Source organism: Cupriavidus malaysiensis (assembly GCF_001854325.1).
Classification (GTDB): domain Bacteria; phylum Pseudomonadota; class Gammaproteobacteria; order Burkholderiales; family Burkholderiaceae; genus Cupriavidus; species Cupriavidus malaysiensis.
This window is the reverse complement of the sequence record NZ_CP017755.1, coordinates 1,264,742-1,286,159: the sequence shown is the minus strand read 5'-3', so window position 1 is coordinate 1,286,159 and position 21,418 is coordinate 1,264,742. Positions and strand designations below refer to the sequence as shown.

Here is a 21,418-nt window from a genome sequence, read left to right as displayed (position 1 = left end):
GCGGCGCCGCTGCCGCGCCCGTCCCAGCCAATCATGACCATGCGAAACCAGACCGATAATGCCCCCGCCGCGGGCGATGCCGGCGCGTCCGGCGCCGAACCGGAGGTGCTGTTCGAGGAAATCAACCGGGTCGGCGTGATCACGCTGAACCGTCCGCGCCAGCTCAACGCGCTCTCCTATCCGATGATCGGCCTGCTGGAGGCCCGCCTGCGCGAATGGGCCGGACGCGGCGACATCGCCGCCGTGCTGCTGCGCGGCGCCGGCCCCAAGGCCTTCTGCGCCGGCGGCGACATCCGCGCACTGTACGACAGCTTCCACGCCGGCACGCCGCTGCGCCAGCGCTTCTTCGTCGACGAATACCGCCTCGACTACGCGCTGCACCGCTACCCCAAGCCGGTGGTGGCGCTGATGGACGGCATCGTCATGGGCGGCGGCATGGGCCTGGCCCAGGCGGCGCACCTGCGCATCGTCACCGAACGCTCGCGCATCGCCATGCCCGAGACCGGCATCGGCCTGGTGCCGGACGTCGGCGCCAGCCATTTCCTGTCGAAGATGCCGGTGGAACTGGCGCTTTACGTCGGCCTGACGGGCGTCTCGCTGGGCGCGGCCGACACCCTGCTGTGCGGCCTGGCGGACGTCGCGGTGGAGAGCGCGACCCTGGCCGACGCCGGCCAGCGGCTCGCCGCGATCCGCTGGGACGATGGCGCGCGCGCGCCGCTGGACGCGCTGCGCGCCGCGCTCGCGCCGCAGGCCACGCTGGGCGCCGCCGAGGCGCCGCTGCTGCCGGCCCTGCCCGCGCTGCTGCGGCATTTCCGCGCCGACCGCACGCTGCCGCAGCTGCTGGACAGCCTGGCGGCCGAAGCCGCCACGGACAGCGAGGCCGGCGCCTGGGCCGCGCGCACCCTCGACACCCTGCGCAGCCGCTCGCCGCTGATGACCGCGGTGACGCGCGAACTGCTGCTGCGCGGACGCCGGCTCGACCTGGCCGACTGCTTCCGCATGGAGCTGGTGGCCGTCTCGCATGCTTTCACCGACGGCGACTTCATCGAAGGCGTGCGCGCGCTGATCGTCGACAAGGACAATGCGCCACGCTGGCGCGTGGCCGGCGCCGACGCGGTCGATCCGGCGGCGGTGCAGCGCTTCTTCGACGCACCCTGGGCCGCTGGCGCCGATCCGCTGGCCGATCTCGGCAAGCCGGCCTGAGGCAAGCGTAGCGACGCCGGCGCGGCGGCGATGCCGCCGGCGCCGGTTGTTCTCTCTCTTTCTCTCTCTTCTGCCTTCGGCCTCCCTCCTCCCTCTTCCCCGGCTCTGCCACCCCTCTCCTGCCCGCCGCCGTGCGCCGATGCATGGCCGGCGGCGACCTGCTTTCCGGTAAAGTAGCCGGACCGCCGGCGCCGGTGGCCTCTCATCGCCAACGGCCGCGCCGGCCCGCCCCCTCTCCCCAACCGGAACCCGACCATGGAATGGCTGACTGACCCGTCGATCTGGATCGGCCTGGCGACGCTGGTGGTGCTCGAGATCGTGCTCGGCATCGACAACCTGATCTTCATCGCCATCCTGGCCGACAAGCTGCCGCCGGCCCAGCGCGACAAGGCGCGCGTGCTGGGACTGTCGCTGGCGCTGCTGATGCGGCTGGCCCTGCTGTCCATCATCTCGTGGCTGATCACGCTGACCCGCCCGCTGTTCACGCTCGGACCGCTATCACTGTCGGCGCGCGACCTGATCCTGCTGACAGGCGGCCTGTTCCTGCTGTTCAAGGCCACCATGGAACTGCACGAGCGCATGGAGGGTCTGCCGCACGCCGGCGGCAACAAGGGCGCGCACGCCGGATTCTGGACCGTGGTGGCCCAGATCGTCATCCTCGACGCGGTGTTCTCGCTGGATTCGGTCATCACGGCGGTCGGCATGGTCAACCACCTGGGCGTGATGATGGCGGCGGTGGTGATCTCGATCGGCGTGATGCTGTTCGCTTCCAAGCCGCTGACGCGCTTCGTCAATGCCCACCAGACCGTGGTGGTGCTGTGCCTGAGCTTCCTGCTGATGATCGGCCTGAGCCTGGTATGCGAAGGCCTGGGCTTCCATATCCCGAAGGGCTACATCTACGCCGCCATCGGCTTCTCCGTCCTGATCGAGTTCTTCAACCAGGTGGCGCAGCGCAATGCCCTGCGCCATGAGGCCCGGCGCCCGCGGCGCGAGCGCACGGCCGACGCCGTGCTGCGCCTGCTGGGCGCGCGCCGCGCCGCCGACGACGGGCAGGACCAGGCGCCGTCGCCCGCCGCCGGCACCCCGGCCTTCGCGCCGCTGGAGCGCAATATGGTCAGCGGCGTGCTGAAGCTGGCCGAGCGCTCGGTGCGCTCGGTCATGACCAACCGCACCGAGCTGTCCTGGGTCGACCTGGACGAGCCGCCGCAGGCGCAGCGCGAGCGCCTGCTGGCCGCGCCGCACAGCCTCTTCCCGGTCTGCCGCGGCCAGCTCGACGAGATCGCCGGCGTCGGCCGCGCCAAGGACCTGATCCTCGACCTGACCGACCGGGGCGCGATCGATCCGGCCAGCCTGCGCCCGCCCATCATCGTGCCGGAATCGATCGGCATCCTGCGCCTGATGGACACCCTGCGCGCCTCACGCGGGCAGCTCGTGCTGGTCAGCGACGAGTATGGCGCCATCCTCGGCGTGGTCACGCCGGTGGACATCCTGGAAGCCATCGCGGGCGAGTTCCCCGACGAGGACGAAACCCCGGACATCGTGACGGCCGGCCCCGGCCACTGGCTGATGGACGGCGCGGCCGACCTGCACAGCGTGGAGCAAGCGCTCGACGCGAGCCTGGAACTGGCCGGGCCCGAGCGCCCCTACGCCACGCTCGGCGGGCTGCTGCTGGCGCATTTCGGCGCGCTGCCGCAGGTTGGCGCCGCGCTGGCACTGGCCGGCTTCCGCTTCACCGTGAGCGAGGTCTCCGAGCGGCGCATCGAGCGGGTCGAGGTACGCCGCATCGCCACCGGCGCGGCAGCGGCGGATCACGGCGACGCCCAGGCGACGGCGGCCACCGGCGGCAGTGCCTGAGCACTACCTGGGCGCTGCCTGCTGCCTCGGCACGACCTCCACGCTACCCGGGTGCCGCTCCCGGCGGCCCCCGCCTCAGCGCACCGCGCCGTAGATGCGGCGCGCCGCGGCCGCGTCGGCCAGCGGCCGGCCCAGCGTGAGGCCACCCTGCACGGCCTGGGCCACCAGCGCCGCATTGCCCGGCGCCGTGCTGCCGTCGCGCAGCAGCAGGTTGTTCTCGAAGCCGACGCGGACGTGGCCGCCGAAGGCCGCCGCCGCCGTCACGCAGGCATTCTCTTCCCGCCCGAACGCGCACACCGCCCACGGCAGCGAGCCGTCGGCGAGGTCCAGGAAGGGCAGCAGGTCGTGCGGCGAGGACTGCTGGCCGGCCGCGTAGCGGCCGAGCACATAGAGTTCGGACCAGGCGCCCGGCGGCACCAGTCCGCGCGCGCGCAGCGACTGCCAGCGCGACACATCGGCCGCGTCGTACAGGATGATCTGCGTCAGGATGCGCTCGCGCGCCAGCCAGGCCAGGAAGGCCGCCAGCTCGCCCTCCGGGATCTCGGGCACGGCGATCTCGCGCAGGCCGATCGAGACCGCCTCGGGACGCAGCTCGCGCACCATGGCCATCTGCTCGGGAGCACGGTAGACGCCGGCGGCCTCGCTGGTCACCTGCACCAGCAGGGCCTCGCCCACCGCCTGGCGGACCGCGGCCAGCGCCGCGCGGTAGGCCTCGACGTCGAGGGAATGGCTGCCGTCGGGATGGCGCACATGCATATGCATCATGGCCGCGCCGGCATCGAGGCAGGCCTTGGCCTCGGCCGCCAGCGCCGCCGGCGTCAGCGGCACCGCCGGGTGGTCGGCGGCACGCTTGTAGGCGCCGTTGGGCGCCACCGTGACGATCAGCGGGGATTCTGCCAGCGCCGCGGGGCGGGCCGCGGCGGGGGCTTGCTCGGTCGGGTTCATGGTTCGATGGCGGGCAGTTCGGTGGCGATCAGGTCGAGGCCGGCGCGCAGCAGGCGGTCGTAGCGGGCACGCTCGGCGGCGATGGTTTCGGGCGTCCAGGCATAGAAGCCCTCGCCGCGCTTCATGCCGTGGCGGCCGTCGGCGGCCCGCTCGGCCAGGCAGCGCGCGGGCTCGGCGTCGTTGCAGAAGCTCGGGTACATGGTGGCGCCGGCGGCAGCGTGCACGTCGATGCCGGCGTGGTCGCGCTGCAGCACCGGGCCGGCCGCCAGGAAGCGGAAGCCGAAGCCGAAGCGCACCGCCGCGTCCACGTCCCCGGGCGAAGCGATGCCGCGGTCGATCAGGCTGAAGGCCTCGCGCGACAACGCATGCTGCAGCCGGTTGGCGAGGAAGCCGGGCAGGTCCTGGCGCACCTTGACCGGCACCATGCCGCAGCGCCGCATGAAGGCGATCAGCGCGTCGGCGCCGTCCTCGCTGCTGCCTTCGCCCATCACCACCTCGACCAGCGGCACCAGGTGCGCCGGCATGAAGAAATGCAGGCCGAGCATGCGCGCGCGCGTGTCGAGGCCGGCGCCGATGGCGCTGATGGGAAAGCTGGAACTGTTGCTGGCCAGCACCGCATCGGGCCGCGCGCGGCGCACCAGTTCGGCAAAGAGGGCCTGCTTGAGGTCGAGCCGCTCGGGAATGCACTCGATGACGAGGTCGACCGTGCTCCAGTCGATCTGGTCCAGGTCCGCGGCCACCTGCAGCGCCGCGGCACCATCCTCGCGGCCGATCGCGGCCAGGTTTGCGGCGACGCGCGCCGGCAGCGCGGCGGCGCGCGCCGCGTCGGGTTCCACCACGGTGGTACGGCACAAGGCGCGCGTCAGCACCACGGCCACGTCGGCGCCCATGGTGCCGCCACCCACCACCACCGCGTGCGCGGCGCCGGGGCGGGCCAGCACGGCGGCGGCCGGATTCGGGTTCTGCATGAAGTCTCCTCGGGTAAGGGGCGCGGCGCCGGCCGGCAAGGCGGAGACGGCGGCGGCGACGCGATGACCGGCGCAGTGTAGAGAAGGCGCTTTGATAGAGGAAGTCGATTTTCTCTATAGAATGATCGACAAACCAGATCAATCGCCCGCACCCTGGGCCCTGTGAGCCCCCCGCCATGAAGATCAACCTGTCCATGCGCGACATCGAGACCGTCCTGGTGCTCGGCCGCACGCTCAACTTCCGCCAGGCCGCCGGCCAGCTCCACCTGTCGCAGTCGGCGCTGTCCACCCAGGTGCTGCGCATCGAGGAAACGCTGGGTGTGCGCCTGTTCGACCGCACCACGCGCACGGTGCGGCTGACCGCTGCCGGCAAGGTCTTCCTGCAACAGGCGGCGCTGCTGCAGTCGGCCTTCCGCGACGCCATCGACGCGGTCGGCGGCATCGCCAGCGCGGAGCGCGGGCAGGTGGCGGTGGCGGCGCTGCCTTCGCTGGCCGCGCGCATCCTGCCGCGCGTGCTGATGGCTTTCCGGCGCGAGCGCCCGGAGGTGGCGCTCAAGGTCTTCGACACGCTGTCGGGGCCGGCCTTCGACCTGGTGCGCGCCGGCGAGGTGGATTTCGCCCTGACGGCGGCCGATCCGCAGCAGGCCGACCTGCACTACGAGCCGCTGCTGTCGGACCGCTTCGTGCTGCTGATCCCGGCCGGGCACCCGCTGGCGCGCGCCGTCGGCCCGCTGCGCTGGAGCGACACGGCCAACGCGCCGCATGTCTCGATGACCCATCCGAGCAGCGTGCGCCAGTACGCCGAATGGGCCTTCCTGCAGAACCGCATCCGCTTCCAGCCGGTGTTCGAGGCCGAGCACCTGGCCACCATCGCCGCCATGGTCGAGTGCGGCTTCGGCGTGGCCGCGCTGCCGGAGATCGCGGCCGGCACGGTGCGCCAGCCGGGCATCGTCGAGCGGTTGCTGACCGGCCCGGTGGCGGAACGCTCGATCGGCCTGGTCACGCTGCGCCACCGCAGCCTGTCGCCGGCGGCGGCCGAACTGGCCGAGGCGGTACGCCGCCACCTGGCGGCGGCCGGCGAGGCGGCCGCCCCCGCCGGGGCCGGCTGACGCCGCCGGCCGGAGCACCGGGGCGACGCCCTGCCGCCCCGCTATTTCAGGCCAGCGGCGGGACCACCGCCGGCCCGGTCGCGTGTCCCGGCGGCGCCGCGCCACCGCTGGCCGCGGCCTGCGATTCCAGCCACGCGACCAGGGCGTCGGCCGGCATCGGCGGCGCGAACAGGAAGCCCTGTCCGAAGCCGACCCCTTCGGCGCGCAGGTAGGCGGCCTGCGACGCATCCTCGATGCCTTCCGCCACCAGGGCCACGCCCAGGCGCGCGGCCAGCGCGATGATCAGATCGAGCACCGGCGCATTGACGGCGCCGGTGCCGATGGCCGAGACGAACAGGCGGTCGATCTTCAGGTAGTCGACCGGAAAACGCTCCAGGTAGGCCAGCGCGCTGTGGCCGGTGCCGAAATCGTCGATCGCCAGCCGCACCCCGGCGGCGCGCAGCCGTCGCATATGCTCCAGCACGGCCGGCGTACCGGGCAGCACCTGGCGTTCCGTCACCTCCAGGGTCAGCCGGGGCGCCTGCAGCGCCAGTGCCTGCGACAGGCGCGCGACGTCGTCCAGGATCTCGGGGCTCTCCAGGTGTTCCGACGTGATGTTGACACCGACGTGGAAATCCAGCGGCAGCCAGCGCCCGTGCAGGTCGCGCGCGACCAGCTCGAACAGGTGGCGCGTCAGCGGCACGGCCAGATGGTTGGTCTCGGCAACGGAGAAGAAGATATCGGGCCGGACCGCGCTCATGCCGGCCCGGTTCCAGCGCATCAGCGCCTCCACGCCGACGCAGCGGCCCGAGTCCAGCGCCACCACTGGCTGGTACTGCACGTGGAACTCGCCGCGCGCGATGCCGCGGCGGATCTCGGCGGCCATCGACAGCTGCCGCTTGAGCACGCGGCGCATCAGCAGGCCCAGGCCCAACGAGCACAGGACGATCACCGGCGCGTAGCTGTGCAGCAGCCGCGCGCTGCGCTCGGCCAGCAAGGACGCGCGCACGCCGACCTGGACCGCATAGGGAAAGCGCTGGGAATCGATCGTTGCCACATAGGCAAGGCGCCCCCTCGTGCCTGCCGCCTCTGCGCCGCCGGTGCCGCGCCGCAGCGCGCCGTCATGCCCGCGCGCCGTGACCGCCAAGCGGTAGCGTTCGGCCGGCGCCGCGGCGCCGAGGAAGTTGAGCAGGTAGCGGCCGTCGAGCGCGACCAGCACGCGGCGCCCGTCGGCCTGGCTGCGCACGACCAGCAGGGCAGGCTGCCCCGGCACGATGGGCGAATCCTGCACCACCAGCAAGGCATGGCCATCGCTCTCCGCCGGCAGCGCGTCGTGCAGCAGCGCATCCAGCGGTGCGCGCGGCATGGCGCCCTGGCCGGAGCAATAGTAGGGATGCGCGGGGGCGATCAGGACGGCGTGCAGGTGCGGCAGCAGGCCGCTGGTCTCGCGCAGCCTGGGCGCGGTCTCGGCGCACGGCCGCCCCGCCAGCGGCAGCAGGTGGTCCGACACGGCCATGGCCTGCGCCAGGATGGCGTCCGCTTGCCGGATCACCACCTGCGCGGCCTCGTCACTGCTCTCGTGCGCGAGCTGGTCCGCCTCCGCCCGGATCAGCAGCAGCGCGATGGCAACCGGCAGCAAGGCCGCCAGCAGCACGAGCAAGGCGTGCAGGAGCAAGGTCCTGGCACGCAGGAATCGACTACCCAATGGATACTCCTGACCGCCACCTCGCGGCGCCGCCGGACACACCTTCCCGTCCCGGCATCCGGTCTCGCGCACGCTTGCGCGGGCGGGAGAGAATTCTTGACCCAGTTGTGCGGCGCAACTGCCACCGCTTCTGAGACGAGATAGTACCTGCCCTTGCCGTGCTTCGGCAAAGCCACCCGCCTGGTGCGCCGCCGGCGCGAAGCGTCACGGCAACCGCCTGCTGTCCCGAGCCTGGAATCCGTTCAGAAGGTAAGCCAGCCGGGAAAGAAGCGGGCGCGCGGCTTCCCGGCGGCCCGGGGCGACGCCTTGGCGACGCAGCGGACCACCTGGTGTCCTGATTCTTCAATTCGTGGAATCACTCAGTCTGCCGGGAAGTCGTGCGAGGCCAGGAGCGAAGCGCAGCAAGACTGGAGCCTTGCGGGCAGTCGTGACGACGCATTGCACGACTTGTGATGCAGAGCACGAGTTGTCAGGCGTCATGCGAAAGGCTCCGCCGCTCGGGTGCGCATTCTCTGACGCAATTGGTCTAGCTAGCCTTCCACCACGTCCAGGTAGTCCGAGGGCCGGGTCTGGTCGGCGGCGTCGGCCATGCCGAGCATGCGCAGCACGGCGCTGACCACGATCGACACGGCCAGGTTGACCAGCAGCGCCCACACCGCCGCGTAGCCCGGCACCGCCAGGCCGCCGAGATGGATCGGGAAGATCGAGCTGGCCAGCTTGAGGGAGGCCGCCATCCAGGTGCCGGCGGCGATGCCGGCAACCCAGCCGAGCAGCAGCCCGCGCGGATCGAGCAGCCGCGTGTAGAGTCCCAGCACCACCGCCGGCAGCGTCTGGATGATCCAGATGCCGCCCAGCAGCTGCAGCTGGATGGCGTAGGTCAGCGGCAGGCCCAGCACGAAGGCGACGGCGCCCAGCTTGACCACCAGCGACACCAGCTTGGCCACTGCGGTCTCCTCGCTGTGCGTCATGCCCGGGTTGATGAACTCCTTGTGGATGTTGCGCGTGTACAGGTTGGCCGCCGCGATCGACATGATCGCCGCCGGCACCAGCGCGCCGATGCCGATGGCGGCGAAGGCGAGCCCGACGAACCAGGGGGGGAAGAAATGCAGGAACAGCGCCGGCACGGCGAAATTGGCGCCGTAGGCCTTGAAGTACGGCGCGAACTCCGGCATGTCCTTGACACCCGCCGCCAGCGCCATGTAGCCGAGCAGGGCCAGCAGGCCGAGCACCAGCGAATAGGCCGGCAGCAGCGCCATATTGCGCCGGATGGTGTTGCCCGACGACGAGGAAAGGATGGCGGTGACCGAATGCGGGTAGAGGAACAGCGCCAGCGCCGAGCCCAGCGCCAGCGTGGCATAGGCGCTGTAGCCGTTCAGGCTGGTGGCGTCGGGAGCCTTGAGCAGCAGCTTGGCCGGCGGCACCGTGCCGAAGATATGGCCGAAGCCGCCGAGCTGCAGCGGGATCACCACGATGGCCACGGCGATGGTGATGTAGATCAGCAGGTCCTTGACCACGGCGATCATGGCGGGCGCGCGCAGGCCGGAGGTATAGGTGTAGGCGGCCAGGATGGCGAAGGCGATGACCAGCGGCAGATCGCCCACCAGTCCGGTGGTGTTGAAGCCGAGCCCGCCGATCACCACTTCGAGGCCGACCAGTTGCAGCGCGATGTAGGGCAGCGTGGCCACGATGCCGGTCACGGCCACCGCCAGCGCCAGCGCGCGGCTGTCGTAGCGCGCGCGCACGAAGTCGGACGCGGTCACGTAGCCGTGCCGCTTGGCCACGCTCCACAGCTTGGGGAACACCACGAAGGCGAAGGGATAGATCAGGATGGTGTAAGGCAGCGCGAAGAAGCCGGTCGCCCCCGCGCCGAACACCAGCGCCGGCACGGCGACGAAGGTGTAGGCCGTGTACAGGTCGCCGCCGAGCAGGAACCAGGTCACGATGGTGCCGAAGCGCCGCCCTCCCAGGCCCCATTCGTCGAGATGGTTGAGATCGCCCTTGCGCCAGTGCGCGGCAACGAAGCCCAGCACGGTCACCAGGGCGAAGAAGAAGACGAAGACCGTGGTGGCGACGGGGTTCATTGCGGCCCTCCTGCGCCATGCACGCCCCGGGTCTTGAAGTAGACCAGCGCGGTGATCACCGCGCTGAGCAGCACCCAGAGCAGCTGGTACCAGTAGAAGAAGGGGAAACCGAACAACGCCGGCTCGGCGGCGTTGTAGGAAGGCACCCACAGCATGGCGATCCAGGGCAGCACCAGCAGCCACAACCAGTGCCTGTTGCCCCGTCGCGGGGCGTCGCGATCCGTCATGGCTGTCTCCTGTCCCGTCACCTGTCCGGCGCGGGCGGCGCGGGCGACGCATCTGTCGCAATCCGTCCATCGCGAGTATAGGACCGCATATTGCAGGGTCAAGGCGGGGATGTCGCTGCACACGCAGTCGCCGCGCTACGGCTGCAAAGGGCACGCCGGCGTGCAGCCGATGGCAGGCCGGGGGTGGCCCGTCCTGCCTGCGTGCGCACTGTGGCGCACTCCACCCCGTTCGGGCAGGACCCTTGCCGCCAGCGTGGACCGGGATTTCCCACCCCGCCAAACTGATACGCAAAAACTGTCCATTTCTGATGCTGTTATGCATTTGTGTTGCAGCGCACACTGACTGCATCGTCACCAGCCCGTGTCTTGCCATGTGTCTTGCCATGTATCCGTCCGCTGCCGAAGCGCCCGCGCGCGCCGCCGTCGCCACCCGTCCACCCTGCGCCGCCAGCCTGGCCGGCGCCCGGCGGGAGCGCTAGATGGAAGCCCTCTCCGCCGTCGCGCTGGCCCGCATCCAGTTCGCCTTCACCGTATCCTTCCACATCATCTTTCCCGCCCTCAGCATCGGCCTGGCCAGCTTCATCGCCGTGCTCGAAGGGCTGTGGCTGAAGACCGGCCGCCAGGTCTACCTCGACCTGTGCCGCTTCTGGTCGCGCGTCTTCGCCGTCGCCTTCGGCATGGGCGTGGTGTCCGGCGTGGTGATGAGCTACCAGTTCGGCACCAACTGGAGCGCCTTCTCGAATTTCGCCGGCAGCGTGACCGGCCCCCTGCTCGCCTACGAGGTGCTGACCGCCTTCTTCCTGGAGGCGGGCTTCCTCGGCATCATGCTGTTCGGCTGGGACAAGGTGGGCCGGCGCGCCCACTTCGGCGCCACCGTGATGGTCGCGGTCGGCACGCTGATCTCGATGTTCTGGATCCTGTCCTCCAACAGCTGGATGCAGACGCCCACCGGCTATGCCATCGTCGACGGCCGCGTGGTGCCGACCGACTGGTTCGCCATCGTCTTCAACCCGTCCTTCCCTTACCGCCTGGCGCACATGGCGCTGGCGGCCTTCCTCTGCACCGCGCTGCTGGTGGCGGGCACGGCCGCCTGGCACCTGCTGCGGCGGCGCCGCGACCCGGCCATCCGGACCAGCTTCGCCATGGCGCTCGGCATGCTGGCGGTGCTCGCCCCGCTGCAGGCGCTGGTGGGCGACGCGCACGGCCTCAATACCCTGCGCTACCAGCCGGCCAAGATCGCCGCCATCGAGGGCCTGTGGGAAACGGAGGCCGGCGGCACCGCGCTCAAGCTGTTCGGCATCCCGGACATGGCGGCCGAGACGACCCGCTACACGCTCTCGGTGCCTCACCTCGGCAGCCTGATCCTGACCCATAGCTGGGACGGCGAGATCCGCGGCCTGAAGGACTTTCCGCCGCAGGACCGCCCCGATGCGCGGGTCGTGTTCTGGTCCTTCCGCGTGATGGTGGGCCTGGGCCTGCTGATGATCCTGCTGGCCGCGCTGGCATTGCTGCTGCAGCGGCGCCGGCGGCTGTACGAGGCCGGCTGGTTCCACCGCTTCTGCGTGGCCATGAGTCCCGCCGGCTTCGTCGCGCTGCTGGCCGGCTGGATCACCACCGAGGCGGGCCGCCAGCCCTGGGTGGTGTACGGCCTGCTGCGCACCGCCGAAGCCGCCTCGCCGGTCAGCCGGCAGCAGGTCGGCGTCTCGCTGCTGATCTTCGTCGTGGTCTACCTGCTGGTGTTCGGCACCGGCATCCACTACCTGCTGAAGTTGCTGCGCAAGGGGCCCCATGCCGGCGAGCACTCGCCGCCCGGCATGCGCGAGACGCTCGGCACGCTCACCACCTATTCCGGCCGCCGTCCGCTCGCGGGCGCGGACGACCGCATCGATTCCACCCCTGCCGAGGAGGCCGGCCATGCTTGACCTGTCGCTGATCTGGGCCGCCATCATCGCCCTGGGCGTGTTCCTCTACGTGATGCTGGATGGTTTCGACCTCGGCATCGGCCTGCTCTTCCCCTTCTTCCCCGGTGAGCAGGACCGCGATGTGATGATGAACACGGTCGCCCCCGTCTGGGACGGTAACGAGACCTGGCTGGTGCTGGGCGGCGCGGGACTGTTCGCCGCCTTCCCGGTGGTCTACGGCGCGGTGCTGTCCGCCCTCTACCTGCCGCTGACGCTGATGCTGGTCGGCCTGATCTTCCGCGGCGTGGCCTTCGAGATCCGCGCCAAGGCCAGGCGCACGCGCCATCTGTGGGACCTGGCCTTCATCGCCGGCTCGGCCACCGCGACCTTCTTCCAGGGCGTGGCGCTGGGCGGCTATATCCAGGGCATCCCGGTGTCCGGGCGCGAGTTCGCCGGCGGCGGCTTCGACTGGCTGAGCCCCTTCAGCCTGTTCACCGGCCTCGGCCTGCTGGCGACCTATGCCACGCTGGGCTGCGGCTGGCTGCTGATCAAGACCGAAGGCGAACTGCAGCGCCGCATGTTCGCGCTGATGCGGCCGCTGACCGGCCTGCTGCTGGCGATGATCGCGGTGGTCAGCCTGTGGACGCCGCTGGTCGACCCGGCCATCGCGCAGCGCTGGTTCCGCCTGCCCAACCTGTTCTGGTTCCTGCCGGTGCCGGCGGCGGTGGCGCTGTGCGCCTGGCGCATCTGCGCCGCGGTGGCGCAGCGCCGCGAGCGCGCGCCCTATTTCCTCGCGCTGGCGATCACCGCGCTCGGCTACGCCGGCTTCCTGATCAGTATCTGGCCGCACATGATCCCGCCCTCGGTCACGCTGTGGCAGGCGGCGGCACCGGCCAGCAGCCAGGCCTTCGCCCTGGTCGGCGCGCTGCTCATCCTCCCCGTGATCCTCGCCTACACCGCGCTGGGCTACTGGGTGTTCCGCGGCAAGGTGCGCGCGGGCGACGCGGGCTACCACTGAAAACGGCAGCACGGAGCACCATCATGTCCTGTCAGGATTCGCCCGCCGCCGGCCCGGCGGCCGCCAGGCCCGGCCGGCTGCGCCAGGCGCTGTGGTTTGCCGGCCTGTGGCTGGCCGGCGTGCTGTCGCTGGGCCTGCTCGCCACGCTGATGCGCTGCGCGATGCGGTTCGTGCGCTGAGCGGCGCCAAGGCTCCCGGGCGGGGGGGAAGGTCCCCTTCCCCCCTGCCGTCCAGGAGAAAGCCACCGCTGCCGCCCCTTCCCTGCCCCTTCCCTGCCTCTTCCCTGCCCCTTCCCTGCCCCTTCCCTGCCCCTTCCCTGCCCCTTCCCTGCCCCTTCCCTGCCTCTTCCCTGCCTCTTCCCTGCCTCTTCCCTGCCTCTTCCCTGCCTCTTCCCTGCCTCTTCCCTGCCTCTTCCCGCTCTTGCCAGCGCCATCTCCCGAACCCGAAAGGGCTATTTACGTCACCCACGAGCCCTGAAGGCGACGTCTCAGGCGGCCTCCCCTCCCGGATGACCTCGCGCGCCTGATCACGCGGCGACCATGCAGTGGGCATGCAACCAGTTGCATATCAAAAAGGCCGCTGCTATTCTTATGCAACGCGTTGCATATCCTCATCGCAAGACGCGACATCAAGGACACGGCGCGGCAAGCCGCCGCACCGCCGGAAATGGAGACCCGCATGCAAGCCAAACCCCTGTCGGACGCCGCGCAGCGCACCCTGGCCGCCTGGCACAAGATCCTCGAGCGCAATGCCATGGAAGAGCTCGATCCGCTGCTGTCCGACAAGATCGTGTTCCGCTCGCCGGTGGCTCACACCCCCTATCCCGGCCGCGCCGCCATCAAGCTGGTGCTGAAGACCGTCAACACGGTGTTCCAGGATTTCCGCTACCACCGCAGCTTCGTCAGCGAGGACGGCCGCAGCATCGTGCTGGAATTCAGCGCCAACGTCGCCGGCAAGGCCCTCAAGGGCATCGACATGCTGCGCCTCGACGAGGCGGGTCTCATCGAGGAATTCGAGGTCATGGTGCGGCCCATGAGCGGCCTGCAGGCGCTGGGCGCCGAAATGGGCGCCCGCCTCGCCCAGTACAAGGACCTGCTCGCCGGCGCCGCGCCCGCCGCATGATGCCGGGCAGGCGAGCGGGGGCGCCCGCGCTTGCCACCTGGCTTCCCCATCTGCTTCCGACTGCAGTTCGTTTTTGACCGCTGTTGATTGTTGACTTCTGCCGACCGTCGTCGACGGTCCGCCCAGCCTTACCGGAGAACCCGATGTCCCTGCCCGCCATCCTCGAAGGCCGCCTGTCGCTGCCCGTGGTCTGCTCGCCCCTGTTCATCATTTCCAATCCCGACCTGGTGATCGCCCAGTGCAAGGCCGGCGTGGTCGGCTCCTTCCCGGCGCTGAACGCGCGCCCGGCACCGGTGCTGGAAGAGTGGCTGGACCGCATCACCACCGAACTGGCCGAACACAACGCCAAGCATCCCGACCGCCCGGCCGCGCCCTTCGCGGTCAACCAGATCGTGCACAAGTCCAACGACCGGCTGGAACACGACCTGGAGGTCTGCGCCAGGTTCAAGGTGCCCATCACCATCACCTCGCTGGGGGCGCGCGAGGAGGTCAACCAGCAGGTGCACAGCTACGGCGGCATCGTGCTGCACGACGTCATCAACAACAAGTTCGCCAAGAAGGCGATCGAGAAAGGCGCGGACGGCCTGATCGCGGTGGCGGCCGGTGCCGGCGGACACGCCGGCGTGCAGTCGCCCTTCCCGCTGCTGCATGAGATCCGCGAGTGGTTCGACGGCCCGCTGCTGCTGTCGGGCGCCATCGGCAACGGCAACGCCATCCTGGCGGCGCAGGCGGCCGGCGCGGACCTGGCCTACATCGGCTCGGCCTTCATCGCCACCGAGGAAGCCAACGCGGCGCAGGGCTACAAGCAGATGATCGTCGACAGCGGCGCGGGCGATATCGTCTACTCCAACCTGTTCACCGGCGTGCACGGCAACTACCTGCGCCAGAGCATCGTCAACGCCGGCCTCGATCCCGACGACCTGCCGGTGTCGGATCCGTCGAAGATGAACTTCGGTTCGGGCGGCAACACCAAGGCCAAGGCCTGGCGCGATATCTGGGGCGCCGGCCAGGGCATCGGCGCGATCAAGCGCATCGTGCCGGCAGGAGAACTGGTGCAGCGTTTCAGCGAGGAGTACGAAGCCGCGCGGCATCGGCTGGGCCTGGCTGCCGGCACCACGCGCAGCACCGGCCGCACGGCCGCGGCGCAGGCCTGACGGCACGCCGCACACGCATGACCCGCCACGGCCGCGCCGTGGCGGCCGACAGGCCGCGCCGGACAGGCAGCGGCCTGTTTTCGTTTTCGCTTTCGTTGTGGCGCGCCCGCCAGCGCCCCGGGGCCTTGAATTCAGGGCACGAATCCACTGCGTCAGAGCACCACTGCATCAGAAAAAGCGCAGTGGACTAGGCGGCGCCGCCCTCCTGCGGCGCCGCCCGGCGCAGCAGCGGCAGCACCTCGTGCGCCCATTGCAGCCAGACCTGCTCGCCCAGGATGCCCGAGCGCAGCACGGCATGCTGCAGTCGCTGCGGCACGCTCAGGTCCGGCGCGGAGAAGTCGCGCTGTTCGATGGCCAGGTACAGCTCCAGCGTTGCGCGGTGCTCGGCGATCTGGCGCTCCATCTCCTGGTCCAGGCCGAGCGGGCCGATGGCCGCCTCGGCGCGCAGCTTGACCAGCAGCGCGCGCCGGCCTTCGCCCGGCGCGGCCGGCTCCAGCACCCAGCGCGCCAGTTCCGCGCGGCCGGCGGGCAGCACGTGATAGACCTTCTTGCGGCGGCCCGCGCCCTCTTCATCGTCCTCCGCCGCGACCCAGCCGGCTTCGGCCATGCGGCCGAGTTCGCGATAGATCTGCTGATGCGTGGCCTGCCAGAAATAGCCGATGGAGCGGTCGAAGCGACGGGCCAGGTCATAACCGGAGGACGGCTGTTCCAGCAGCGAGGTAAGGAGGGCATGTTGGACGGACATGCGCCGAAATATACCTGAGGCCTTGGTCCCTGGATATGCGCCGTGGCCGGGCGGCAGGCGGCCATCGATGCCATGCATTGCTGAATTCAGTATTTTTTATCTTCGTAACATTTCTTGTCATTTTTGGCGAACCCGATGCGAGCGCGTTCCCCACGCCACCAGCGACGCTGGTGCGCGCACGGGCATCCGCACGCCGGCGCTGCGCCTTACATTCTGAAACACAGGCCCGGTGCCGATGCCTTAGGCTTCACACACCATCGAACCTACCCCTCGATGGCAATCCTCCCGACTCGCGCCAGGCCAACCCGCCTGGCGCATTTTTTTTTGCCGGCCGAGCGGGCCGAGCGGGCCGAGCGAATGCCGCTGCCGCTTGCAGTGGATGGAGGGCGGTCCGCCATCCGGACCACCAGGTCAGCGGCGGCGGCAGCGGCGCGATCGCCTTCGGCATCGGCCTGCGCGAGAGCCGCGCCCGGCATCCGCCCGCCTGCGTCGCATCACCTCACCGCCCGCGCGCCTCGACGGCCCAGATCCACGGCCGCGCGGCGCGTGTCGCGGCCTGGTAGGCCTCGATCTGCGCATGGCGCTTGAGCGTCAGCCCGATCGCGTCCAGCCCCTCCAACAGCATGGCGCGCTCGCTGGCGGGCACCGCGAAGGTCCAGCCGCGCCCGTCGGCATGCCGCACCTGGCAGGCCCGCAGGTCCACCTCCAGCCACAGCGCGCCGCCCTCGGCCTCCTGCGCCAGCGCGCCGACCACATCGGCCGCCAGCACCACCGGCAGCACCCCGTTGCGGTAGCAGTTGTTCTGGAAGATGGCGCCGAACGAGGGTGCGATGACGCAGCGGAAGCCGAACTGGCGCACCGCCCATACCGCCGCCTCGCGCGAGGAGCCGCTGCCGAAGTTCTCGCCGCTCAGCAGGATGGTGGCCTGCCGGAACGGCGCGCGGTTGAGCACGAACTCCGGGCGCTCGCGGCGCTGCCCGTCCGCGCCGGTCTGGTAGCGCCACGGCGACAGCAGCTTGTCGCCGTAACCATCGGCCCCGGGCGAGGTGATCTCGCGCGAGGGGATGATCAGGTCGGTATCGATATTGGCGCGCAGCAGCGGCGCGGCCAGCCCGCGCAGTGTGACGAAAGGTTCCATGATGTCTCCTCAGGACAGCAGCGGACGCGGGTCGGCGATGCAGCCGGCGAGGGCCGACGCCGCCACCGTGGCGGGGCTGGCCAGGTGCGAGCGCACGCCGGGCCCCTGGCGGCCCTCGAAATTGCGGTTGGTGCTGGTGATCACGCGCCGCCCCGGCCGGTCCGGCTGGTCGAAGTGGTCGCCGCCGGCGAAGAAGCACAGTGAACAGCCGCTCTCGCGCCATTCGAAACCGGCCGCGCGGAAGACGTGGTCCAGCCCTTCGGCCTCGGCCGCGCGCTTGACCCCGCTGGAGCCCGGCACCACGATGGCCTTGACCCCCGGCGCGACGCGGCGGCCGCGCACGACGGCAGCGGCCGCGCGCAGGTCGGGCAGGCGGCTGTTGGTACAGGAGCCGATGAAGGCCGCGTCGATCGGGATGCCCTGCAGCGGCCGGCCCGGCTGCACGGCCATGTAGTCCAGCGCGCGCCGCGCGTCGGCGTCGGCCGGCTGCGGCACCGCCGCGTCGATGGCGCCGGCCTGGCCGGGATTGGTCCCCCAGCTGACCTGCGGCGCCAGCCCTGCGCAGTCGAGTTCGAGGACGCGGTCCCAGTGCGCGCCCTCGTCCGAGCGCAGCGCCTCCCAGTCCGCCACGGCCGCCTCCCAGTCCGCGCCGGCCGGCGCGTAGGGGCGCCCGGCCAGCCATTCGACGGTGCGCGCATCGGGCGCCACCAGCCCGGTCCAGGCGCCGAATTCGACCGCCATATTGCACAGCGTCAGCCGGCCCTCCACCTCCAGCGCGCGCACGGCCTCGCCGTCGAACTCGATGGCGTGGCCGTCGCCGCCGCGCACGCCGAAGCGGGCGATCAGCGCCAGCACCATGTCCTTGGCCGAGACGCCGGGCCCGGGGCGGCCGTGCAACGTCACGCGCAGCGTGCGCGGACGGGCGCGCACCAGGCACTGGGTGGCCACCGCATGCTCGCCCTCGGTCGTGCCGATGCCCCAGGCCAGCGCGCCGATGCCGCCGACGGTGCAGGTATGGCTGTCGCAGCAGACCAGCGTGGTGCCGGGCAGCGCGATGCCCAGCTCGGGCGAGATCACGTGGGCGATGCCCTGTTGCGGATCGCCCAGGTCGAACAGCCGGATGCCGGCGCCGCGCGCCTCGGCGCGCAGCCCTTCGATGAAGGCCCGGCCGCCGGGCACCAGCGTGTCGTCGCCGCGCCCGGGCTGGGTGTCGATGATATGGTCCATGGTGCCGAACACCAGGCCGGGCCGGGCCACGGCGCGGCCCGCCTCGCGCAGCGCCGCCAGCACGCGCGGGCCGGCGCGGTCGTGCAGCAGGATGCGGTCGACGTGCAGCAGCGCCTGCTCGTGTTCGAGCTCGGCCACCACGTGCTGCTCCCAGATCTTCTCGATGATGTTGCGGGGTCTTGCCTGCATGGGATTCCTCCTCGGCGGGTGCCGGTCAGCCAGCGCGCGCGGCGCCTTCATTGCACCGCGGCCGGCGCCGCCAGCGCGGACAGGTAGCGCTGCTCCAGCGCGAACACCTCGGCGAAGCCGACCAGGTCGAGCTGCGCGCGGAAATCCGCCAGCCGCGCCCCGGGGCCGCCGGCATAGCCGTTGGCGCGCACCGCCGCCAGGGCATCGCGCATGCCCTGGATCGCGGCCAGCATCAGCGTGCCCGGCAGGCTCACGCGCGCGATGCCCATCGCCTCCATCTCGGCAAAAGTGAAGGCCTCGGGCGATTTGCCGCCCTCCACCACATTGATCGCCACCGGGCCGCGGATGCCGGCCACCGCCTCGCGCGCCAGCGCCTTGGACGTCATGCCGTCGATGAAGACCATGGTGGCGCCCGCCTCCAGGTAGGCATTGCCGCGCCGGATCACTTCGCCGATGCCGCCCACGGCAAGCGCGTCAGTGCGCGCATTGATGACGAAATCGGCATCGGTGCGCGCCTCGGCGCAGGCGCGGATCTTCTGCACGGCCTCGTCGAGCGGGATCAGCGACTTGCCCTCCAGGTGGCCGCAGCGCTTGGGCATGAGCTGGTCTTCGATGTTGACGCCGGCACAGCCGATGCGCTCGAAGGCGCGCACCGCGTACCAGGCGTTGACCGCATTGCCGAAGCCGGTATCGCCGTCGGCCATGACCGGCAGCTCGACCGCATCGACGATGCGGCGGGTGGCCTCGACCATGTCCGAGAAGGCCAGGAAGCTGTAATCCGGCAGGCCCAGCCGGCTCACCGAAATACCGAAGCCGGAACACTGCACGGCCGCGAAGCCGGCCTCCTGGACGATGCGCGCCGAGAGCGCATCGAATGCACCCGGCATCACGAGCAGCTCCGGGGCATGGATGAGTTGGGACAACCTGGTGGTCTTTCGCATTTCCGTCTCCTGATCGAACTGCGAACAGTATGCATACATGATTGGGAATTTACAATCGGATAATTCGTGTTTTATGCCAGTTTAAGGCTATCATGCATGCATACAGACAAAGGAGACCTGTGATGCATCCGTTTGGAAAAGCCCGCCGCGCCACCCGTTGCCTGCTGCTCGGCATGGCCGCCGCATTCACCTTCGGCCCCTGCGCATATGCCGAAACCTGGCCCGCGCGGCCGCTCACGCTGGTGGTGCCCTTTCCCGCGGGCGGCACCACCGACACCATCGCCCGCCTGCTCTCGAACAATCTGTCGCGCCAGCTGGGCCAGTCGGTGATCGTGGAAAACAAGAGCGGCGCCGGCGGCACGCTCGGCGCGGCGCAGGTGCTGCGCGCGCCGGCCGACGGCTATACCCTGCTGCTGGGCACGCCGGCCGACCAGATCAATGCCCCGCTGATGCTGTCGCGCCCGCCCTATGACGCGGCGCGCGACTTCAGCCCGGTCGGCTGCGTCAGCCGCGGGCCCAATGTGCTGGTGGTCAACCCGTCGCTGCCCGCGCACAACGTGGCCGAGCTGCTGCGCCTGGCGCGCGCGCGGCCGGCGCAGATCAACTTCGCCAGCGCGGGCAACGGCAATACCTCCCACCTGTCGGGCGAGCTGTTCGCGCAGACGGCCGGGATCGCGCTGACGCACATTCCCTATCGCGGCAACGCGCCGGCCATCGCGGACACCATCGGCGGCCAGGTGCAGATGATGTTTTCCAACCCGGCCACGGTGCTGCCACACATCCGCAGCGGCGCGCTGCGCGCGCTGGCGGTGACCTCACGCACGCGCGTCGCGGCCCTGCCGGACGTGCCCACCCTGGCGGAGTCCGGCGTGCCGGTGGAGATCTACAGCTGGACCTGCCTGTTCACGCGCGCGGGCACCGCGCCGGACCTCGCCGCGCGGCTGCGCGCGGCGCTGGCCAGGGCGCTCGACGACCCGCGCCTGGCGCAGGCCATCGCCGCCAGCGGCGCCGAGACCTTCTCGCCCCCGCCCGCGCAGACGGCGCGCTTCCTTGCGGACGAGCGGACTTTATGGGGTAATCTCATCCGCAGCCGCCACATCCACGCTGACTGAACCCCGTAACGAGCCATGGCATCCCCCGAGTCTTCCCGCACGCGCGCGCTCTCCGTCGCCGACGTGCTGCGCAACCGCATCTTCGACGGCGAGATCCCGCCGGGCTCCCACCTGATGGAGGTCACGCTGGCGCAGGAGCTGGGGGTGTCGCGCACGCCGGTACGCGATGCGCTGGCACGGCTGGCCGACGAAGGACTGCTGACCTACCAGCCCAACCGGGGCTTCCTGGTGCGCCGCTTCCAGCCCAAGGACGTGCGCGATGCCTTCACGGTGCGGGCCGCGCTGGAAAGCCTGGGCTGCCGCCTGATCGGCGAACGCGGCCTGCTGCACCCCGAGCAGGAACGGCTGGCCGCGCAGCTCGAGGCGCAGCGGCAGGTGCTGCACGAGCAGGAGTGGGACGCGCAGCAGGCGCTGCGCTGGCAGGACATGAACCTGGACTTCCACTACACCCTGCTGGAGCTGGCCGACAACGACTGGCTCACCGACGCGGTGCGGCGCGCGCGCCAGTTGCCGATCATCTTCGACAGCAAGTCGCGCCCGCACGACCAGGCTGCGCTGGCGCTGCTCTTCCAGCGCGACCACAGCCGCCAGGCGCTCGCCGAGCACTACCGCATCGTCGACGCGCTGGCGCAGCGCGAAGTCGGGCGCGCCGAGGCGCTGATGCGCGAACACATCCTGACCAATCGCGACGTGCTGGTGCGCGCGCTCGGCGCGGGGCCTTCCGATGCCGCGGGCCTCGCCGTGCGCGCCGGACACGCCGTGTTCGGCTGAGCCGCGCGGCGGCATCGCCGCGGCGACAG

General features: G+C 70.8%; 19 protein-coding genes. 10 read left to right on the top strand and 9 right to left on the bottom strand.

Annotation, left to right across the window (positions count from 1 at the left end; genetic code table 11):
* The first annotated feature begins 39 nt into the window (after window positions 1–39).
* Together BKK80_RS25310 and BKK80_RS25305 are read left to right on the top strand one after the other, a co-directional pair.
* Window positions 40–1,203: an enoyl-CoA hydratase/isomerase family protein gene (locus tag BKK80_RS25310; RefSeq protein WP_071022726.1), complete on the top strand. Its 1,164-nt coding sequence runs from the start codon at window positions 40–42 to the stop codon at window positions 1,201–1,203.
* A gap of 255 nt (window positions 1,204–1,458) precedes the next feature.
* A complete protein-coding gene (locus tag BKK80_RS25305) occupies window positions 1,459–3,057 on the top strand; it encodes a TerC family protein (RefSeq protein ID WP_071039758.1) in 1,599 nt (532 codons plus the stop codon).
* A gap of 75 nt (window positions 3,058–3,132) precedes the next feature.
* Here the strand turns inward: BKK80_RS25305 and BKK80_RS25300 are convergent, their stop codons facing one another.
* The gene (locus BKK80_RS25300) at window positions 3,133–4,002 is read right to left on the bottom strand and encodes a beta-keto acid cleavage family enzyme (protein ID WP_071039757.1); all 870 of its coding nucleotides are present in this window, start codon (window positions 4,000–4,002) and stop codon (window positions 3,133–3,135) included.
* Window positions 3,999–4,970 carry a 3-hydroxyacyl-CoA dehydrogenase family protein gene (locus BKK80_RS25295; protein WP_071071771.1) on the bottom strand — a complete coding sequence of 324 codons (972 nt, stop codon included), beginning with the start codon at window positions 4,968–4,970 and terminating at the stop codon, window positions 3,999–4,001. The genes BKK80_RS25300 and BKK80_RS25295 overlap by 4 nt, the downstream gene beginning before the upstream one ends.
* A gap of 176 nt (window positions 4,971–5,146) precedes the next feature.
* Here BKK80_RS25295 and BKK80_RS25290 point away from each other — a divergent pair, with 176 nt between their 5' ends.
* Entirely contained in the window at window positions 5,147–6,079 is a 933-nt protein-coding gene (locus BKK80_RS25290; RefSeq protein ID WP_071071768.1) for a LysR family transcriptional regulator, read from the top strand.
* 46 nt (window positions 6,080–6,125) lie between these two features.
* On the opposite strand, the gene BKK80_RS25285 is transcribed toward BKK80_RS25290, so the two are convergent.
* From BKK80_RS25285 to BKK80_RS25275, 3 genes are all read right to left on the bottom strand, one after another.
* Window positions 6,126–7,763: an EAL domain-containing protein gene (locus tag BKK80_RS25285; RefSeq protein ID WP_156811506.1), complete on the bottom strand. Its 1,638-nt coding sequence runs from the start codon at window positions 7,761–7,763 to the stop codon at window positions 6,126–6,128.
* Between the two features lie 530 nt (window positions 7,764–8,293).
* Window positions 8,294–9,844, bottom strand: a complete 1,551-nt coding sequence (mctP, locus tag BKK80_RS25280; RefSeq protein ID WP_071021005.1) for a monocarboxylate uptake permease MctP — start codon at window positions 9,842–9,844, stop codon at window positions 8,294–8,296.
* Entirely contained in the window at window positions 9,841–10,071 is a 231-nt protein-coding gene (locus tag BKK80_RS25275; protein WP_071021008.1) for a DUF3311 domain-containing protein, read from the bottom strand. The genes mctP and BKK80_RS25275 overlap by 4 nt, the downstream gene beginning before the upstream one ends.
* Before the next feature lie 479 nt (window positions 10,072–10,550).
* Between BKK80_RS25275 and BKK80_RS25270 the strand changes: the two genes are divergently transcribed.
* From BKK80_RS25270 to BKK80_RS25255, 5 genes are all read left to right on the top strand, one after another.
* Entirely contained in the window at window positions 10,551–11,993 is a 1,443-nt protein-coding gene (locus BKK80_RS25270) for a cytochrome ubiquinol oxidase subunit I (RefSeq protein ID WP_071071767.1), read from the top strand.
* The gene (gene cydB, locus BKK80_RS25265; RefSeq protein ID WP_071039754.1) at window positions 11,986–12,990 is read left to right on the top strand and encodes a cytochrome d ubiquinol oxidase subunit II; all 1,005 of its coding nucleotides are present in this window, start codon (window positions 11,986–11,988) and stop codon (window positions 12,988–12,990) included. Before BKK80_RS25270 ends, cydB begins: the two co-directional genes overlap by 8 nt.
* Window positions 12,991–13,013: 23 nt before the next feature.
* Window positions 13,014–13,169, top strand: a complete 156-nt coding sequence (locus tag BKK80_RS36695) for a DUF2474 family protein (RefSeq protein WP_156811507.1) — start codon at window positions 13,014–13,016, stop codon at window positions 13,167–13,169.
* A 499-nt stretch (window positions 13,170–13,668) separates the two neighbouring features.
* Window positions 13,669–14,112 (top strand): nuclear transport factor 2 family protein, encoded by a 444-nt coding sequence (locus BKK80_RS25260; RefSeq protein ID WP_071021016.1) that lies wholly within the window; start codon window positions 13,669–13,671, stop codon window positions 14,110–14,112.
* A gap of 143 nt (window positions 14,113–14,255) precedes the next feature.
* The gene (locus BKK80_RS25255) at window positions 14,256–15,266 is read left to right on the top strand and encodes an NAD(P)H-dependent flavin oxidoreductase (RefSeq protein ID WP_071021020.1); all 1,011 of its coding nucleotides are present in this window, start codon (window positions 14,256–14,258) and stop codon (window positions 15,264–15,266) included.
* 187 nt (window positions 15,267–15,453) lie between these two features.
* On the opposite strand, the gene BKK80_RS25250 is transcribed toward BKK80_RS25255, so the two are convergent.
* The 4 genes from BKK80_RS25250 to BKK80_RS25235 form a co-directional block, all read right to left on the bottom strand.
* On the bottom strand, window positions 15,454–16,011 hold the full coding sequence (locus BKK80_RS25250; RefSeq protein WP_071022729.1) for a PadR family transcriptional regulator: 558 nt from the start codon (window positions 16,009–16,011) through the stop codon (window positions 15,454–15,456).
* A 499-nt stretch (window positions 16,012–16,510) separates the two neighbouring features.
* Complete coding sequence (gene leuD / locus BKK80_RS25245) at window positions 16,511–17,149, bottom strand: 3-isopropylmalate dehydratase small subunit (RefSeq protein ID WP_071071765.1); 639 nt, start codon at window positions 17,147–17,149, stop codon at window positions 16,511–16,513.
* A 9-nt stretch (window positions 17,150–17,158) separates the two neighbouring features.
* Window positions 17,159–18,565, bottom strand: a complete 1,407-nt coding sequence (locus tag BKK80_RS25240) for a 3-isopropylmalate dehydratase large subunit (RefSeq protein WP_071021026.1) — start codon at window positions 18,563–18,565, stop codon at window positions 17,159–17,161.
* Window positions 18,566–18,612: 47 nt separating this feature from the next.
* The gene (locus tag BKK80_RS25235; RefSeq protein WP_071021029.1) at window positions 18,613–19,506 is read right to left on the bottom strand and encodes an isocitrate lyase/PEP mutase family protein; all 894 of its coding nucleotides are present in this window, start codon (window positions 19,504–19,506) and stop codon (window positions 18,613–18,615) included.
* Window positions 19,507–19,628: 122 nt separating this feature from the next.
* Between BKK80_RS25235 and BKK80_RS25230 the strand changes: the two genes are divergently transcribed.
* Window positions 19,629–20,618 carry a tripartite tricarboxylate transporter substrate binding protein gene (locus BKK80_RS25230; RefSeq protein ID WP_071021031.1) on the top strand — a complete coding sequence of 330 codons (990 nt, stop codon included), beginning with the start codon at window positions 19,629–19,631 and terminating at the stop codon, window positions 20,616–20,618.
* 15 nt (window positions 20,619–20,633) lie between these two features.
* Entirely contained in the window at window positions 20,634–21,389 is a 756-nt protein-coding gene (locus BKK80_RS25225; protein ID WP_071071763.1) for a GntR family transcriptional regulator, read from the top strand.
* Window positions 21,390–21,418: the final 29 nt, after the last annotated feature.

What these genes read in the sequence shown, in the direction of transcription:
- BKK80_RS25310 (WP_071022726.1), top strand. Translation starts at nt 40, where the DNA reads ATGCGAAACCAGACCGATAATGCCCCCGCCGCGGGCGATGCCGGCGCG.
- BKK80_RS25305 (WP_071039758.1), top strand. Translation starts at nt 1,459, where the DNA reads ATGGAATGGCTGACTGACCCGTCGATCTGGATCGGCCTGGCGACGCTG.
- BKK80_RS25300 (WP_071039757.1), bottom strand. Translation starts at nt 4,002, where the DNA reads ATGAACCCGACCGAGCAAGCCCCCGCCGCGGCCCGCCCCGCGGCGCTG.
- BKK80_RS25295 (WP_071071771.1), bottom strand. Translation starts at nt 4,970, where the DNA reads ATGCAGAACCCGAATCCGGCCGCCGCCGTGCTGGCCCGCCCCGGCGCC.
- BKK80_RS25290 (WP_071071768.1), top strand. Translation starts at nt 5,147, where the DNA reads ATGAAGATCAACCTGTCCATGCGCGACATCGAGACCGTCCTGGTGCTC.
- mctP (WP_071021005.1), bottom strand. Translation starts at nt 9,844, where the DNA reads ATGAACCCCGTCGCCACCACGGTCTTCGTCTTCTTCTTCGCCCTGGTG.
- BKK80_RS25275 (WP_071021008.1), bottom strand. Translation starts at nt 10,071, where the DNA reads ATGACGGATCGCGACGCCCCGCGACGGGGCAACAGGCACTGGTTGTGG.
- BKK80_RS25270 (WP_071071767.1), top strand. Translation starts at nt 10,551, where the DNA reads ATGGAAGCCCTCTCCGCCGTCGCGCTGGCCCGCATCCAGTTCGCCTTC.
- cydB (WP_071039754.1), top strand. Translation starts at nt 11,986, where the DNA reads ATGCTTGACCTGTCGCTGATCTGGGCCGCCATCATCGCCCTGGGCGTG.
- BKK80_RS36695 (WP_156811507.1), top strand. Translation starts at nt 13,014, where the DNA reads ATGTCCTGTCAGGATTCGCCCGCCGCCGGCCCGGCGGCCGCCAGGCCC.
- BKK80_RS25260 (WP_071021016.1), top strand. Translation starts at nt 13,669, where the DNA reads ATGCAAGCCAAACCCCTGTCGGACGCCGCGCAGCGCACCCTGGCCGCC.
- BKK80_RS25255 (WP_071021020.1), top strand. Translation starts at nt 14,256, where the DNA reads ATGTCCCTGCCCGCCATCCTCGAAGGCCGCCTGTCGCTGCCCGTGGTC.
- BKK80_RS25250 (WP_071022729.1), bottom strand. Translation starts at nt 16,011, where the DNA reads ATGTCCGTCCAACATGCCCTCCTTACCTCGCTGCTGGAACAGCCGTCC.
- leuD (WP_071071765.1), bottom strand. Translation starts at nt 17,149, where the DNA reads ATGGAACCTTTCGTCACACTGCGCGGGCTGGCCGCGCCGCTGCTGCGC.
- BKK80_RS25240 (WP_071021026.1), bottom strand. Translation starts at nt 18,565, where the DNA reads ATGCAGGCAAGACCCCGCAACATCATCGAGAAGATCTGGGAGCAGCAC.
- BKK80_RS25235 (WP_071021029.1), bottom strand. Translation starts at nt 19,506, where the DNA reads ATGCGAAAGACCACCAGGTTGTCCCAACTCATCCATGCCCCGGAGCTG.
- BKK80_RS25230 (WP_071021031.1), top strand. Translation starts at nt 19,629, where the DNA reads ATGCATCCGTTTGGAAAAGCCCGCCGCGCCACCCGTTGCCTGCTGCTC.
- BKK80_RS25225 (WP_071071763.1), top strand. Translation starts at nt 20,634, where the DNA reads ATGGCATCCCCCGAGTCTTCCCGCACGCGCGCGCTCTCCGTCGCCGAC.